Here is a 14,589-nt window from a genome sequence, read left to right on the forward strand (position 1 = left end):
CACGCTGAATGCATATTCAAGTCTGGTATCACTATGGACAGGCCACTCTGTTTTCAAGGTTCGTGTAAGGAATCACCAAAAAGATCCCTTCACTTAACCCATCCCGCAGAGCTGTTTTTACTAGGTCAAAATACAATTTTATTTATTTTTTATAAAAAATAAGGCTCAAAAGACTTTTTAATCATTTTGGAGCTCCATTTATTTAAAAAATAGTGAATTTCTTTCATCGTAGGCGTAATGTATACCTTACTGTCTTCGTAATCTCTCTTTACAATGCCTATGATGGGAAGATCTACATTTTTTCTGATTTCAGCAATATCTTCCGGTGTGTTGGCACGGATGCCAAGCGCTCCTCCTTCCGCAGCTGCCCGCGCCATTCTTCCCATAATGAAAGAAGAATGGAGCGGTTCATGGGGCAATGCCTGACATGATACGATCAGATTTCCTTTGAGCTGTTCTAATTTTTGATTCATAGTGCTCTCCTTTCTGACTCCCTTTCTTGAACCAAGTATAACACTTATGAAAAGTCTTTCAACGTTTTGCAGCTGTTCTGAAAATCTTTTCACTTCATTTTCATTTTTACATATGTTTTCCTGTTTTTCCCCCATTTTTTATAGTACATTTTGCACAATAGATGAAAGAGCTTTCATCTATTTACTTTTCAAAACGATGTGCAATCTTCAAAAACAGAATAATCCCCTGCGGATAACCGCAGGGGATTATTCTGTCTACTCATTAAGATGAAAAACGATATTTTCTTGTCGTCACTTCGCTCTTTCTTCCATTCTTGTCAATCAATACGACATTCAGTTCCGTATCTTTATTTATCATCAGAGAACCAGTGTATTTCTGTGATCCTTCCGTCGGCTCACTTCCATCTGTAGTGTAGTAAGCCGTATATCCGTCCGGTACACGGATTTCAACAGCCAGTGCCTGAATATATTCTCCTGTCGTCGGAGAAACTGCCGGCGCGTCTGCGATCGGGAAACGGATGGTAAAGGTCTTCTTTACTTCCAGACTCGGGATGCCTTTCTGGTTGACAAATATGGCACGCACTGTCGTCTCTCCTTCCTGACTTAACTGGATCGGATCTTCGTACTTCGTGCTGCTCTGTGTCGGTTCGCTTCCGTCAATTGTATAATAGATATTTCCCTTTCCTTTTGAACTTAAGGTAAGTTCTTGTACATCGTCGTACACTTCTTCTTCGTCCAAGCTGAATACCGGAAGTTTTGCCACATAGTCGTCTAGTGCTGTCAAAACTTCTGTGCTGGTACATTCGTTCATGATCGGCGAAATTTTGTCTGTCTGGTCAGAATCCACGTAGAACTCCACAGCGGCACGGTAAACACCCACACTATCCGGGTAATCTGTCACTGCTTTCTCAAAAAGTGTATCCGCCTTTTCCAGCTCTTTTTGATCCTCATAAGTCTTTGCGAGGTTCAGATATCCTTCTTCCCTTTTCCCGTCCTTCTCTATCGCCTTTGAAAAGAGCTGCTCTGCCTTTGCATAGTTTCCGTCTACGAGTGCCTTTTTCCCTTGATTAATTACCCCCGTATATGTATTCCGGTATATCAGTATACCAAGTCCTGCCAGGGCAGCTACGATCAGGATCATCCCCGCGATCAGCAGGCGGCGCAGTCTCCTGAGTCTTTTCATCCGTGCCTGTTTTGCCTTTTTCCTGCGCCGTCTGATTTGTTCCTCCGATAACATATGGTCTTGATTCGTTGTCCTTTGCATGATACGTCTTATTCTCTCCTCTTATTTTCGTGCCGCCTCCACACAATTGTACATAAGCATCGCTACTGTCATCGGGCCCACGCCTCCCGGAACCGGTGTGATGGCAGCCGTTTTTTCTTTTACCCGGTCAAAATCCACGTCTCCGCATAGTTTGCCGTCTTCTCCCCTGTGTATGCCAACATCGATGACGATGGCTCCCTCTTTGACATATTCTTCTGTAATAAGGCGCGGCTTCCCTGCCGCTGCCACAAGAATATCTGCCCGTCTTGTAATCTCTTTAAGATTCTTTGTCCTGGAATGTGCGATCGTCACAGTTCCGTTTTCCTGAAGAAGGAGAAAAGCCATCGGTTTTCCGACATTATTGCTTCTCCCTACGACTACACATTCTTTGCCCTCAATGTCAAATCCGGATCGTTTGATCAGCTCTATGACGCCCTCCGGTGTGCAGGAGCGAAATCCTTCTTTTCCAAGGCATAGTGCTCCAATACTTTCCGGAAGAAAGCCGTCCACATCTTTCTTTGGAGATATCATTCCCGTGATCTTCTCTTCATTGAGATGCTTCGGAAGCGGAAGCTGGACAAGGATTCCATGTACAGTGTCATCCGCATTGAGAGAACGTATCAACGCCTCCAGCTTCTCTTCTGTCGTCTCTTCATCCAGTTCATAGGATCGGGATTCAATCCCTACATACTCACATGCTTTTTTCTTATTCCGCACATAAACTGCAGATGCCGGGTCTTTCCCGACTAAAATGACAGCAAGGCATGGGGTAATTCCCCGTGCCTTTAAGTCTGCTGTCTGTTCTTTCAATTCATTTTTTATCTGATTGGAAATCGCTTTTCCGTCTATCAATACTGTCATATTCCCATCTCCTGTCTTTGCCGACCTGATACGGCATGTTTTAGAACAAACCAGTAATCTTTCCGTCATCTGTCACATCGATTCCGTTTGCCGCCGGTACCTTCGGAAGACCTGGCATCGTCATGATCGCTCCAGTAAGTACCACAACAAATCCTGCTCCTGCGCTTACATACACATCCCGAACATGGATATCAAAACCGCTTGGACGGCCAAGAAGTGTCTGGTCGTCTGACAAAGAGTACTGTGTCTTTGCCATACATACCGGAAGATTTCCAAATCCCATGCTTTCAATCTTTGCAAGCTGCTTTTCTGCTGCTTTTTCAAACACTACGCCATCTGCTCCATAGATTTCTCTGGCTACAGTACAGATTTTTTCTTTAAGAGGCAGGTCATCCGGATAAAGCGGACTAAAATGGCTTTCCTTTGTCTCCAGCGTATTCAGCACTTTCTCCGCAAGCTCGATGCCGCCTTCGCCGCCTCTTCCCCATACATCCGCAATAGCAAATTCACAATTTCTTTCTTCACAAAACTGCTTGACATATGCTTTTTCTGCTTCCGTATCGGATACAAAAGAGTTGAGGGTAACAACTACCGGCACACCAAATTTCTGAAGATTTTCAATATGTTTTTCAAGATTTACAATTCCTTTCTTCAGCGCTTCGAGATTTTCCTCGTTGAGATCTGCTTTCGCAACACCGCCGTTATATTTGAGTGCACGTATTGTCGCAACAAGCACGACCGCATCTGGTTTCAGTCCGCTCATACGGCACTTGATATCCATGAATTTTTCTGCTCCCAGATCGGCACCAAACCCTGCCTCCGTAATCGTGATATCGCTCATTTTTAAAGCCATCTTTGTAGCCTGGACACTGTTGCATCCATGGGCGATATTGGCAAATGGTCCTCCGTGGACAAGGGCAGGTGTATGTTCCAATGTCTGGATCATATTCGGTTTAATCGCGTCTTTTAGAAGAGCTGCCATCGCTCCTGTAGCTTCCAGGTCATCAGCTGTGACCGGTTCCCCAGCAAAATTATAGGCTACAATGATTCTTCCAAGACGTTGTTTCAGATCTGCAAGATTGTCGGCAAGACAAAGGATTGCCATGATTTCGGAGGCTACTGTAATAACAAAATGATCTTCCCTTACCATTCCATCCATCTTGTTTCCAAGCCCTACTACAATATTTCTGAGGACGCGGTCATTCATATCCACGCATCTCTTCCATACAACCTGACGCGGATCGATGCCAAGTTTATTTCCCTGCTGGATATGATTGTCAAGAAGAGCTGCAAGAAGATTATTTGCAGAAGTAATGGCATGGAAATCTCCGGTAAAATGCAGATTTAGATCTTCCATCGGAACAACCTGCGCATATCCGCCGCCTGCTGCTCCTCCCTTAATCCCAAAACACGGACCAAGAGATGGTTCACGCAGTGCGATCATCGCTTTCTTCCCTATTTTTGCCATTGCTTCGCCGAGACCTACCGTGATAGTTGTCTTTCCTTCTCCAGCCGGGGTCGGGTTGATCGCCGTCACAAGCACAAGCTTTCCGTCCGGACGGTCTTTCACTTTTTCCCACAGTTCAGCTGAGAGTTTTGCTTTGTATTTGCCGTAAAACTCCAGATCCTCTTCCTCGATCCCTGCCAAAGCTGCAACATTTCTGATATGTTCCATCTTCGCTTCCTGTGCAATTTGAATATCTGTCTTCATTTTCTTCCTCCGTTTCTGTCTCATCAGACATGTTCTTCTATGTACTGGTCAAACTGTTCTTTTGACATAAGAACCTTTCTCGGTTTTGTGCCTTCCTCTTCTCCTACCACGCCTGCCTCGTATAGCTGGTCCATGATCCTTGCAGCCCGGTTGAATCCGATCTTGAACACCCTCTGCAGCATCCCTATAGATGCTTTATCCTTCTCAATAATGAAATATCCTGCATCTTTAAAATATACATCCCTGTCATTACCCGGGGAGGCTGCAGATGCACCGGCAGTGCTGCTGGCCGCATTTGCCATGTGGCTCTCTACATTCTCATCATAAGACACATTTCCATTATTTTTCACAAGATAATCTACAACTGCCTGAACCTCTTTATCCGATACAAAAGAGCCTTGTACTCTGACTGGTTTCTGATATCCGGAAGGGTAGAAAAGCATATCTCCTTTCCCAAGGAGTTTTTCCGCCCCGTTCATATCGATGATCGTCCGGGAATCTACACCAGATGACACTGAGAATGCGATTCGGGACGGCATGTTTGCCTTGATCAGACCTGTGATAACATTGACAGATGGCCTCTGTGTGGCAAGGACGAGGTGGATTCCAGCAGCTCTGGCAAGCTGAGCCAGACGGCAGATAGACTCCTCCACTTCCCCGGGCGCCACCATCATCAGATCTGCAAGCTCGTCCACAATGATGACAATCTGAGGCATCTTTTCCGGACGTTCTTCCTCCGTGCTGATGTCTTTTACACTGTCTACTTTTTCATTAAAACCCTTCATATCCCGTACATTATACTGCGCGAAAAGCTGATATCGTTTCATCATCTCTGCTACGGCCCAATTCAGCGCTCCGGCTGCCTTTTTTGGATCTGTGACGACTGGTATGAGAAGATGTGGAATTCCGTTGTACACGCTCAACTCTACAACCTTCGGATCGATCATGATAAGTTTTACTTCATCCGGCGATGCCTCGTAAAGAATACTCATGATCAGCGTGTTGATACATACGGATTTTCCTGATCCGGTTGCCCCGGCAACAAGAAGATGCGGCATCTTTGCTATATCTGCCACAACTGTACGTCCTCCGATATCTTTTCCTACGGCAAAGCTAATCTTCGATTCTGCACGGCGGAATTCCTCACTTTCCAGGAGATCTCTTAATAGGACGGCCGAATTGTCTTTGTTCGGCACTTCGATTCCTACAGCTGCCTTCCCAGGAATCGGAGCTTCGATACGGATGTCCGAAGCGGCAAGATTCAGTTTCAGATCGTCTGCAAGTCCTACGATCTTGCTTACTTTTACCCCCAGTTCCGGCTGTACTTCATATCGTGTAACGGATGGTCCGCAGCTTACATTCGTCACTGTCACATTGACCCCGAATGTCTTCAGTGTCTGCTGAAGCTTCATAGCCGTCTCTCTCAAATGGCTGTCGGAATCCCCCCGACCTTTTTTTCCTTTTGTCAGAAGGTTCATAGGAGGTGCCTTGTACTTTTTCACAGGCTTTGCCGCCCGTTTCAGTATTTCTTCCTCGACACTTTCCCCTTTTTTCAAAGATGCAGCCCCTCTCTCCTCTTTTGGCGCTTTTATATTGGCCGGAGAAAACTCTACCATCCCTGCATCCTCCAGTTCCGACAAATCCGGAACGGCCTGCGCGGCATCATCCATATCAAGAGGTGTATCTGTACGGGACGTTTCCTCCTGCGCAGCCCGTGTAATAACGATGTCCTCCACGGATGATTTTTCCGACTCTTCTCCCGGTTCTTCCGACGCTTTCACGGGAACTACGATCTCCTGTATTTCCGGATCTCGTCCTTCCAAAGTAGTATCAAAAGAAACGCCTTCCACTTTTTTCTCCCGTCGTTTCTTTGGTTTTGCTGCCTCTTTTGCCAGACGCTCTTTTCGTCTTTCCTCTCTTTTCAGCTTTCCTTCTTTAAAGCTGGCAAGAGCCTTTTGGCCCCCGGATTTGATCACTTTCAGCATAGATCTCTGTGTAATCAATATAAGGCAGATCATCATCAGAAAGATGTCGATGACATATGTCCCTACAACGCCAAAAGCTGGTGTCATTACCTCCGATATACCTTCTCCGATGAATCCTCCGGCTTTGTTGACAAGTTCCAGAAATACACAAACAAGGACTACCAACACGGCCGCAGCCGAAAATTTCAGATAGGCAGTCCTGTTTCCTTTGTTAGATATTAAAAAAGCGCCCCCTGCAAACAGCAGAAATGGAAACAGATAGGAAACCTGTCCAAAAATTCCCTCCATAAAATCAGCGATAAACCGGCCGGCAAAACCTCCTAAACCGAAATTGCTGATCAAAAGAATAACAGACACTGCAAGAATAATGAGAATCCTAATTTCTTCCCTTACAATCTCTTCCCGCTGTATCTGCGCTTTTGTCTTGCGCTTTGTTCCTCCGGATTTTGTTGTTCCTGGCTTTTTTGCTGCGGATTTGCTTTTCCGCGTTCCTTTTGTACTGGAAGCCATGAAATATCCCCCTTGTGATTTATCTACCCGTATATTATAGCATCTTTAAAATGTGATGTCATTACCTATTTTCTCCCCGTGCTTTCCTGTCCCTATACTCATCAATAAGTGTATGGATCTTCCGGAACGCTTCCCGGATCCCTCCCACTTCATCGATCATTCCTTCTTCAACAGCTTCCCTTCCTTCCAGCAGCGTCCCAACATCTTTTACGAGTTGAGAGGGATCCAGCATCAACTTTTCGAGTCTCTTCTGCGTGATCCTCGAATGCTCAGATATAAATTTTGTGATCCGATCCTGTGTTTTTTCCATATTCCGGTAACTTTGAATCACACCGATGAACATTCCGCTTGACCGTACCGGGTGTACGATCATTGTGCCGCTTGGCACGATAAAGGAGTAATCTGCCGACACTGCAAGCGGCCCTCCGATAGAATGACTTCCTCCAAGGACAAGAGATACCGTTGGCTTGCTGAGCGATGCAATCATCTCCGCGATAGCCAGTCCCGCCTCAACATCGCCCCCAAGAGTATGAAGCAGGATAAGCACCCCTTCAATCTCATCGTTGGATTCGATCTCAGCAAGCTTCGGCAGCAGATGTTCATACTTGGTAGCTTTCGTATTTCCCGATACGGCCTCGTGCCCTTCTATCTCTCCTATGATCGTCAGAAGATACACACGATAGTCACTTTTCCCTTCACTTAGTTCCAGACTTCCCGTCTCTTTAATCTGCTCGGTCTCCTTCTCCTGTTTTTCCATGTTCTGCATCTCTTCCATAATAAAAACACCTCCACATTTTTTCCTATTATGTGGAGGTGTTTTCTTAATTATACATATGCAATTTTCTGAAAAAGCTTATACGAGCTCCAGCGCCTGTTCCAGATCTGCGATGATGTCATCTGCATTTTCAATTCCCACACTGAAACGGATCAGATCCGGCTGTACTCCTGCTTCCAGAAGCTCCTGCTCATTCATCTGACGATGTGTGTGGCTTGCCGGGTGCAGAACGCATGTTCTTGCATCGGCAACGTGCGTTACAATGGCACAAAGTTTCAGACTGTCCATCATCTTGACGGAAGCATCCCGCCCTCCCTTCAGTCCGAAAGTGATGACGCCGCATGTTCCGTCCGGCATGTATTTCTGAGCCAGATCGTAGTATTTGTCTCCTTCCAGCATCGCACAGTTTACCCAGGCAACCTTGTCATGTCCTTTCAGGTATGAAGCAACTTTTTTCGCATTTTCACAATGACGCGGCACTCTCAGATGAAGTGTCTCCAGTCCTACATTCAGAAGAAAGGCATTCTGCGGAGCCTGGATAGATCCCAGATCCCTCATGAGCTGTGCTGTAGCCTTTGTGATATATGCACCTTTCCCAAATTTCTGCGTATAAATGATGCCGTGGTATGTCTCATCCGGCTGCGTAAGTCCCGGGAATTTATCTGCATAGGCTTCCCAGTCAAAATTTCCGCTGTCCACAATAGCACCGCCAACGCACATTGCATGTCCATCCATATATTTTGTCGTAGAATGAGTCACGATGTCTGCTCCCCATTCAAACGGTCGGCAATTGATCGGCGTTGCAAATGTATTGTCCACGATCAGTGGTACCCCATGAGCATGTGCTGCCTTTGCAAATTTCTCGATATCAAGCACTGTAAGCGCCGGATTTGCAATCGTCTCTCCCATGACTGCCTTCGTATTTTCACGAAATGCCGCATTCAGTTCTTCTTCTGTACAGTCCGGATCTACAAATGTGGCTTCCACGCCCATTTTCTGGATCGTATGTGCGTAAAGGTTATAAGTTCCTCCGTAGAGAGCTGAGGAACATACGATGTGATCCCCTGCCCCTGCAATATTCATGATCGCATAAAAATTTGCTGCCTGTCCGGAGGAGGTAAGCATAGCTGCATATCCGCCTTCCAGATCGCAGATCTTCTGAGCCACGGCGTCGTTGGTTGGATTCTGCAGTCTTGTATAAAAATATCCACTGTCTTCCAGATCAAAGAGACGCCCCATCTGCTCGCTTGTATCATATTTAAATGTCGTGCTCTGATAAATTGGAAGCACCCTTGGCTCTCCTTTTCCCGGTTTCCAGCCTGACTGGATACATTTTGTCTCAATCTTGTAGTTGTCGCTCATACACTTACTCCTCCTATTTTTCTTCTATTTGTACCGATGATTACTGAAACAGATATTCTTCTTCCAGATCACGTACCATTTTCGTATATACTTTTCTGCACGCCTCCATCTTCCCTTCCTCGATCAGGGAAATACACGGACTCAGATAGTTTTCCCAGATTTCCCGATAGACTCGGTCGGAATCTCTAAGCTTATCGATTCTCTTTACGATTGTCGGAGCAATATTGTAATATTCCCGAATCGTATCCCTGCCTCCCGGAGACATAGAAAGATAATTGTCTCTATACTCCCGGAGCGTCCTGAGTTCATAGCACTCGTCCGGCTTTTCGAGGGATCTGCACACAGCCGTCGTCACATAGCAGAGTCTTCTTCGGAAGCCTCCGTTTATCTCTTCGAAGGTTGCTTTTCCTACCTTCATTGTAACCGCAATAAGCCGATTCCAGCTTTCGACTGTACAGTCTGCCAGCTCCTCCATTTCCTTGTCCCTGCTGTATAAAATGAGAGGGATGAAAAAGGAAACGAATGCAAGATTGTAATCAATTACCGCGTTTTCACGTTTTCGTTTTCCCTCCACCTTGGAAAGTTTCCCATTTACATAGTTTGGAACAACATCTGCAAGTTCTTTCAGAAATTCTTCCCTTTCTTCCTCCCTGAATTCACGGATGGCAAGCAGGATCAATTTCAACGGCTCTCGCTGCCGATCAAACAAATCTTTAAAGGCTTCTTCGTATGTATTTTTATTAAAGCCTTTTGACAACACGAAAGCTTCCTCATACATGGAGATCAAATCATTCCTGTGTATGTCCTGCATAGGATTTCCTCCTTCCTGCATTACGGGATGTGCTTATTCGTCCCAGTTATGATACACTTCCTGGACATCGTCGTCGTCTTCCAGAAGATCCAATGTTTTCTGGATACTTTTTATATCTGCCTCATCTGTCAATTCCACATATGTCTGAGGGATCATTGTCACAGATGCCTCTGTCATTGGAATTCCTGCGGCTTCCAGTTTTTCTCTTACTTCAGAAAAAGAATCCGGATCCGTAAGAATCTCGAAGCTGTCTTCCTCTTCTGCGAAATCTTCTGCACCTGCATCCAGAGCAAGCATCATCAATTCGTCTCCGTCCATCTCGAAGTCTTCTTTATCGATCAGGATCTGTCCTTTTTTGTCAAACATAAAAGATACACAGCCCGGTGTTCCGATATTCCCGTTTCCTTTTGTAAAAGCACTTCTCACATTGGATGCGGTACGATTCTTATTATCTGTGAGCGCTTCCACGATAATCGCTGTCCCATTTGGTCCATACCCTTCGTATACAACTCTTTCGTAATTGTTGGCATCTCCATCTCCAAGAGCTTTTTTGATGCTTCTGTCAATATTGTCATTTGGCATATTGTTTGCTTTCGCTTTTGCGATCACATCTCGAAGCCGACTGTTATTTGCCGGATCCGCACCACCGCCTTCTTTTACGGCAACCGCGATCTCACGGCCGATCTTCGTAAAGATCTTTCCTTTTGCTGCGTCATTTTTCTCTTTTTTATGCTTAATATTGGCAAATTTTGAATGTCCTGACATATTCTATATCCTCTCTTTTATCTTTACTTTATTGGAAATAAAATCCGCTTTTTCTATTCTAGCATTCTTTCTTTTCGGTGACAAGCTTAGATTTTGGCGATCCTTACCTTTTGTATGATATTGTTGTCCACATGGAGCACTTCAAAAACATATCCTTCGTACTCGATTTTACATTGTTCATTTTCTGCAGGGATTCGCTCCAGTTTTACGATAAGGAAGCCATTCAGAGTCTCATATTCATTGTCCTCATCTTCATCGGAAAAGACAATGCCCAAGATATCGGAAAGTTCGGACAAATCTGTCATCCCATCTGCAATATACTCCCCGTTTTCTCCTTTTTTGATCATTTCCTCTTCCACATCATACTCATCCCGGATATTTCCCATAATCTCTTCGATGATATCTTCCATTGCCACGATCCCTGCCGTTTGTCCATATTCATCGATCACAATAGCCATATGTACCTGTTTTGCCTCCATTTGGGTAAACAAACGGTCAATACTTCTCGTCTCCGGGATAAAGCTTGCCGGCATGAGACACTCCGGAAGTTCGCATAGTTTTTTCTTCCGCAGTTCTTCTTTCATATAACATCTCATGAGATCTCTTATATGAGTAATTCCGATGATATTATCTATATCATCCTGATAGACCGGAAATCTGGAATTTTTGGCTTCCAGTACAAACCGTGCCGCCTCCTCCAGTGTCTCTTCCCCGTCTATCGCGACTATGTTCTTTCTGTGCGTCATAACATCTTTTGCATCTTTTTCGCCAAACGCGAAGACATTTTTTATCATTTTGTATTCGTTTTCTTTGATCTTCCCTTCCTGCTTCCCGTCTTTCAACGCAGAAAGGACTCTGTCAGCAATCGTTTCCTGCTTCCCCATTCTTTTCTCCTTTTATGTAGAAAGCGCAAAGCTTACACGCAATGCCTCATCCACTTTTCTCATAATCTCTTTATCGAGATGGCAGACGTTTTCTTTCAGTCTCTGTTTATCGATGGTCCGTATCTGCTCCAGAAGGACAACCGAATTTTTCACAACCCCGTATCGCCGTGCATCTATCTCGACATGCGTCGGGAGTTTTGCTTTATTCATTCTCGACGTGATAGCTGCACAGATCACAGTAGGGCTATGTCTATTCCCCATCTCATTTTGTATAATAAGAACCGGCCGGATACCTCCCTGCTCGGAGCCGACGACCGGGCTTAAATCTGCATAGAAAATATCTCCTCGATGCACCTGCACTTTCTTCACACTCCATTTTTTAAGATACTGAAAGTATTTCCATCTTTTCTATGAAGTATTCCGAAAGCAATTTCTTCTCAGGCAAAATAATCCATCTGCGCAATCACTTTTCCATGTCTTGTGTATTCCCTCGGGATCCTCTTATCCAAGTTGCAGAGGAATTCATAATTAAATCTTCCGGAAAGAGCGCTCAGATCTTCTACCTCTATCGTCTCCTCCCCGTCTGTTCCCACGAGGGTTACCGGATCCATAAATTTGACATCATCGATATCTGTCACATCTACCATAAACTGATCCATACACACCCTTCCAAGAAGCGGTGCCTTTTTCCCATGGATCAACACATATCCTTTGTCTGAGAGACTTCTCGGATATCCATCCGCATAGCCTACCGGTACAGTAGCTACCTTCGTCGGGCGGCTTGCGGTAAAACAGCCCCCATAGCTCACAACTTCCCCTTTGTCGATCCATTTCGTATGTACTACGTGGCTCAGAAGAGAGAGCGATGGTTTGAGTGGTACTGCATTTTTATCTACCTCTTCGGACGGATAAAGTCCATAAAGTGCGATCCCGGCTCTTACAAGATCCATATTTGCCTCCGGCACATCTATTATCCCTGCACTGTTGGAACAGTGGCGGTATTGCGGATCTACTCCTTCTTCTTTGAGACGCTCTGTCATCCATCTGTACGCTTCAAGCTGCTGCTTCGTAAATGTCTTATCCGTCTCATCCGCCTTGGCGAAATGAGTAAAGATCCCTTCCATATGTATATTTGGAAGGTTGGCGATCCGGCAGATAGCCTGAACGGATGTTTCCCCGGTCCTAAATCCCAGACGAGACATACCGGTATCAAGTTTGATATGAATATTTGCTGTCTTTTTCATTTCCCCAGCCACAGAAGCGATCTCCATAGCCGATTCTTCTGTATAGACAGTCATGCTGATTCCATGTTCCACAGCCGCCTCGTACTGATCCGGGAACGTACATCCCAGCACGAGGATCGGCTTTTTCACTCCGGATTTTCGGATCAGCACTGCCTCATCCAGTGTTGCCGTAGCATAGCCCCACACAGTCTGCATATCCTCTGCCATTTGCGCAATAGGAATAGCACCGTGTCCATACCCGTCCGCTTTTACTACGAGGATCATCTTCGTATTCGGAGAAATATGTTTCTCCATCTGCTGTATATTATATTCAATCCGATCCAAATTGATCTTTGCACATACTCTGCTGTACTGTTTCATCGTTGTTTTGTCCCTTTCCAATTTACTTCCCCTGATAAAGACGCCGCCATCTCAATGATATCCTCTGCCATGACTCCATGTTCCCCATAGGTTTCTCTGGCCGCATCCCCGGCAAAACCATGGATACAGACCCCAAGCGACGCCGCTTCATACCGATCCATCCCAAGTGCCAGAAGACCGGTTATGATGCCTGCAAGGACATCTCCTGATCCAGCTTTTGCCATCGCTGCATTCCCAGACATGTTCAGATACGGAAATAATCCTTTTCCGGTCACGACTGTCCTTGCATCTTTTGCTGCTAATACTATATTATAGTTTTCCGAATACTGTTGTGCAAGAGAAATCCTGTTTTTTTTCGTCTCTTCCACAGTTTTCGACAGCAGCCTGGACAATTCTTTTACATGAGGTGTAAAGATCAGGCATTTCCCTGCTCCCCTCAAATACCTCTCTTTTTTCTCTTCTTCCATAGAGGCGATCAGATTCAGTCCGTCCGCATCCACGACACAGTTCTTCGGTTGCTCACTCAGGTAGCCGAATACCGTATCTGTGATTTTTCGGGCCGTTTCAGACGTTCCGATACCGCAGCCAAGGCAGATGATATCGGCCCACTCAAGTTTTTCTTTCAGAAGTAAAGCTGCATCTGTCTCGTCTGTATACACTGAGACAATCGCTTCCGGAAGCGTACTCTGCAGAATGATCCGATTTGCTTCCGACGTAAAGATCTGTACAAGTCCGGCTCCTGTTCTGTAGGCTGCTTTTGCTGACAGGTATGAAGCTCCGGACATCCCGCTGCTGCCTGTGATCATCAGTATTTTTCCGTATGTCCCTTTATTGGAGTCCGGTTTCCTTTTAGGACGGAATCTTTCGATATCCTCTTTTTCATAAGTTACATACCTTTGCCCGCACACTTGCTCATTTAAATAGATCCCGATGTCTGCTACAAATACTTTCCCTGCAAAGGATGCGCCCGGATAGAGCACCATACCCGCTTTCTGATAAGCAAAGGTAACAGTCATATCTGCCCGAAAAGCCGTCCCAAGAATTTCTCCAGACGCAGCTGATACGCCAGAGGGAATATCAACTGCCACCTTCTTTCCGGACATGCTGTTTAACTTTTTCAATATCTGTGCATAGTGTCCGGACACTTCCCTTGACAGTCCGATTCCAAACAGCGCATCCACGATGGCCGTGTAGTCTCCTTTTGGAATCTCTCTCATAGTAATGCCCCCGCAGTTTTCAAAAATCTTTCTCTGAGTCTTTGTCTCCTCTGTGCAGTGATCCGGGTTTCCAGCAAGAACGACCGTGACCGTCTTCCCACGCTGCAGCAGAAGTCTGGCCACCGCAAATCCATCGCCCCCATTATTTCCGCTGCCGCATACGATCAGTACATTGCTCAGATCCAACTCCTCCTGTTCCATCACTTCTAAAGTCTTCAAGGCGGCACGTTCCATGAGAACAAGTGACGGCATCCCTGTCTCCTCTATCGTATACCTGTCTGCATCCTTCATTGCTTTTCCATCTAAAATATATTTCATATACGCCCTCCTTTACGGCAACAAAAAGGCGCACAGCACAAACGGGTAT

The 14,589-nt window shown here is 45.5% G+C and carries 12 protein-coding genes and 1 pseudogene; all 13 read right to left on the reverse strand.

From position 1 onward, the window contains the following. Positions 1 to 212: 212 nt before the first annotated feature. Positions 213 to 473, reverse strand: a pseudogene (locus tag FLB61_RS07540) (N-acetylmannosamine-6-phosphate 2-epimerase); the annotation flags it as partial. A gap of 262 nt (positions 474 to 735) precedes the next feature. Beyond that, positions 736 to 1,737, reverse strand: a complete 1,002-nt coding sequence (locus FLB61_RS07545; protein ID WP_221919796.1) for a chitobiase/beta-hexosaminidase C-terminal domain-containing protein — start codon at positions 1,735 to 1,737, stop codon at positions 736 to 738. 21 nt (positions 1,738 to 1,758) lie between these two features. After that, positions 1,759 to 2,598: a bifunctional methylenetetrahydrofolate dehydrogenase/methenyltetrahydrofolate cyclohydrolase FolD gene (gene folD, locus FLB61_RS07550; protein WP_087201355.1), complete on the reverse strand. Its 840-nt coding sequence runs from the start codon at positions 2,596 to 2,598 to the stop codon at positions 1,759 to 1,761. A gap of 40 nt (positions 2,599 to 2,638) precedes the next feature. Then, positions 2,639 to 4,309 carry a formate--tetrahydrofolate ligase gene (locus tag FLB61_RS07555; RefSeq protein WP_087210712.1) on the reverse strand — a complete coding sequence of 557 codons (1,671 nt, stop codon included), beginning with the start codon at positions 4,307 to 4,309 and terminating at the stop codon, positions 2,639 to 2,641. Positions 4,310 to 4,332: 23 nt separating this feature from the next. After that, positions 4,333 to 6,804 carry an FtsK/SpoIIIE family DNA translocase gene (locus tag FLB61_RS07560; RefSeq protein WP_221919797.1) on the reverse strand — a complete coding sequence of 824 codons (2,472 nt, stop codon included), beginning with the start codon at positions 6,802 to 6,804 and terminating at the stop codon, positions 4,333 to 4,335. Positions 6,805 to 6,865: 61 nt separating this feature from the next. Next, on the reverse strand, positions 6,866 to 7,579 hold the full coding sequence (locus FLB61_RS07565; protein WP_087201359.1) for a ClpP family protease: 714 nt from the start codon (positions 7,577 to 7,579) through the stop codon (positions 6,866 to 6,868). Positions 7,580 to 7,657: 78 nt separating this feature from the next. Continuing rightward, positions 7,658 to 8,941, reverse strand: coding sequence for an O-acetylhomoserine aminocarboxypropyltransferase/cysteine synthase family protein (locus tag FLB61_RS07570; protein WP_221919798.1), 1,284 nt, complete (start codon positions 8,939 to 8,941; stop codon positions 7,658 to 7,660). A 40-nt stretch (positions 8,942 to 8,981) separates the two neighbouring features. Further along, positions 8,982 to 9,752, reverse strand: a complete 771-nt coding sequence (locus FLB61_RS07575; protein ID WP_087201363.1) for a CFI-box-CTERM domain-containing protein — start codon at positions 9,750 to 9,752, stop codon at positions 8,982 to 8,984. A gap of 33 nt (positions 9,753 to 9,785) precedes the next feature. Then, positions 9,786 to 10,517: a YebC/PmpR family DNA-binding transcriptional regulator gene (locus FLB61_RS07580; RefSeq protein ID WP_087201365.1), complete on the reverse strand. Its 732-nt coding sequence runs from the start codon at positions 10,515 to 10,517 to the stop codon at positions 9,786 to 9,788. Positions 10,518 to 10,603: 86 nt separating this feature from the next. Then, positions 10,604 to 11,401 (reverse strand): hemolysin family protein, encoded by a 798-nt coding sequence (locus FLB61_RS07585; RefSeq protein WP_087201367.1) that lies wholly within the window; start codon positions 11,399 to 11,401, stop codon positions 10,604 to 10,606. 12 nt (positions 11,402 to 11,413) lie between these two features. Then, positions 11,414 to 11,761, reverse strand: coding sequence for a type II toxin-antitoxin system PemK/MazF family toxin (locus tag FLB61_RS07590; RefSeq protein WP_087201369.1), 348 nt, complete (start codon positions 11,759 to 11,761; stop codon positions 11,414 to 11,416). A gap of 77 nt (positions 11,762 to 11,838) precedes the next feature. Then, complete coding sequence (gene alr, locus FLB61_RS07595; RefSeq protein ID WP_221919799.1) at positions 11,839 to 13,005, reverse strand: alanine racemase; 1,167 nt, start codon at positions 13,003 to 13,005, stop codon at positions 11,839 to 11,841. Beyond that, the gene (locus tag FLB61_RS07600; protein ID WP_221919800.1) at positions 13,002 to 14,540 is read right to left on the reverse strand and encodes an NAD(P)H-hydrate dehydratase; all 1,539 of its coding nucleotides are present in this window, start codon (positions 14,538 to 14,540) and stop codon (positions 13,002 to 13,004) included. Before FLB61_RS07600 ends, alr begins: the two co-directional genes overlap by 4 nt. Between the last annotated feature and the right edge of the window lie 49 nt (positions 14,541 to 14,589).

The sequence above is a fragment of the Sellimonas caecigallum genome (assembly GCF_019754295.1).
GTDB classification, from domain to species: Bacteria; Bacillota; Clostridia; order Lachnospirales; family Lachnospiraceae; genus Sellimonas; species Sellimonas caecigallum.